2 protein-coding genes and 1 other annotated feature are annotated in these 1,630 nt (G+C 47.5%); both genes read left to right on the top strand.

Annotated features, from left to right (window positions below; genetic code table 11):
• The first annotated feature begins 102 nt into the window (after positions 1–102).
• Positions 103–297, top strand: a complete 195-nt coding sequence (locus B3W37_RS12175) for a hypothetical protein (RefSeq protein ID WP_481038403.1) — start codon at positions 103–105, stop codon at positions 295–297.
• Between the two features lie 502 nt (positions 298–799).
• Positions 800–1,057, top strand: a binding site (T-box leader).
• 352 nt (positions 1,058–1,409) lie between these two features.
• Positions 1,410–1,630: 2-oxoacid:acceptor oxidoreductase family protein (locus B3W37_RS12170; RefSeq protein ID WP_483175972.1), on the top strand; the 221-nt coding region annotated here is incomplete at its 3' end.

Raw genomic sequence — 1,630 nt, 5'->3', positions numbered from 1 at the left:
TCCGCGATACATATTGCACCTTTTGGTTGAATATATCTTGGATAAGACCGTTCTCAAATAACGATCAGGGTTATAAGAAATCTTCGGAAAGGAGGACTTACGGTGAGTGATGACATGGCGAAATGGCTGGCGATAATCGGCATTTTATTAGGCGTCCTGGGTTTCTTCTGGCAGCCTATGATTATGGGAAGCGTCGCAGTCGCAGCAGGTGTGGCCGGCCAGTTTTCAACCCGTAAAAAACTGAGTTGGGTCGCTGTCGCCGCAGGAGTCATGGCTCTAGTCCTGGGATTTATTTAACGCATTGTCTTAGTGGTGTTTAGATATGGGGATGGTTCTCCGGTTGCACTATCAAAACGAGTATAACTGGAGAAACTATCCCTTTGTTTAATAATTTTAATTTTTTTGTTGAGGAAATAGGATGAATATTGTAATATTGACTGTAATTTCAGACAAAGAAACCGGCCCCGGTTTGAAGAGGATCAAGAGATCTAGCCAAAAATTTTTGTCATCCATAGTTCCTTATTTAATCGCCGTGTAATTATTCCGTGCGGCAGCTTTGGCAGCGTCAAGATCGGGCATGCCATCAACCCAGCTTTACAGCAGGCTGAAAACTGACCTGTGGCTCTGACCGACCCGGATCTGGTCAACGCCTTTTTACTGCCGTGAACTCGCCAAGTTGTTGAAAACCCACGGTGTGAAGACAATGGCGCCCATCAAAACAGGTTAAATCTCCACAGCTTAAGGTATAGCGGAAATGTTGACAGAAAAATAGCCGGTCAGTACAATAAATGCAATATACAAATTGACGATAATAGGGAATAGTAAGCTGATCCTTGGGCTACAGAGAGCCGCTGTTTGGTGCGAGGCGGTCAAAGAGGCAAGCAGAACTCATCCTGGAGTTGCCGACCGAAATCATTTGCGAAAGTAGGCCCGGACGGAACTTTCACCGTTAAAAGGAAGAGGATAACGGATCTTAAGATCCGCATCCTGATGGAGTGAACGGCAACCTAGCCGTTAATTTGAGTGGTACCGCGGAGTTAAACCCTTCGTCTCAGAGTTCTGAGCGAAGGGTTTATATTTTTATCAAATAGGTGGTTTTGATCCAGGATGATCTTGGCAACCTGCAACTATTTTTAGATAAGGGAGACAGCCGGTAGCGGCTGGGCGCCCCTTAATTATCCGCTGCTGCCCGATTGGCTCATAAAGCTAAGGGAGGAGCAATTGACGAATGCACAAGTACTATTTAGAGAAGACCGTTATAAGGGGCGCGGGGTTTGTGTAGAGTTTTGTCCTCATATATATTTATTGGGAATTTTCTGATGGCAGAAGCATGGGAGGCAATCTGGATTCATTGAAAGCTTCAGATAACGTGTACCCCTGACGGCACCATGGAAGAATGGAGGAACAACATGTTGGAACTAAGAATCAACGGGTTTGGCGGACAGGGCTCGGTTACCCTGGCTCACTTGTTAGCGCAGGCAGCCTTGGAAAACGGTGAGCAGGGACAGGCCTTGCCTTTCTTCGGGGTGGAACGCCGCGGAGCGCCGGTGCGGGCAGCAGTGCGCATGTCCCCCACCACGATCCACGCCCACAGTCAATGCGAGCTGCCGGATTATGTGGTAGTGATGAG

The sequence above is a fragment of the Syntrophomonas sp. UBA5494 genome, from assembly GCF_002426325.1.
The sequence above is the reverse complement of the archived record's forward strand: the minus strand, read 5'-3'. Positions and strand labels throughout refer to the sequence as shown.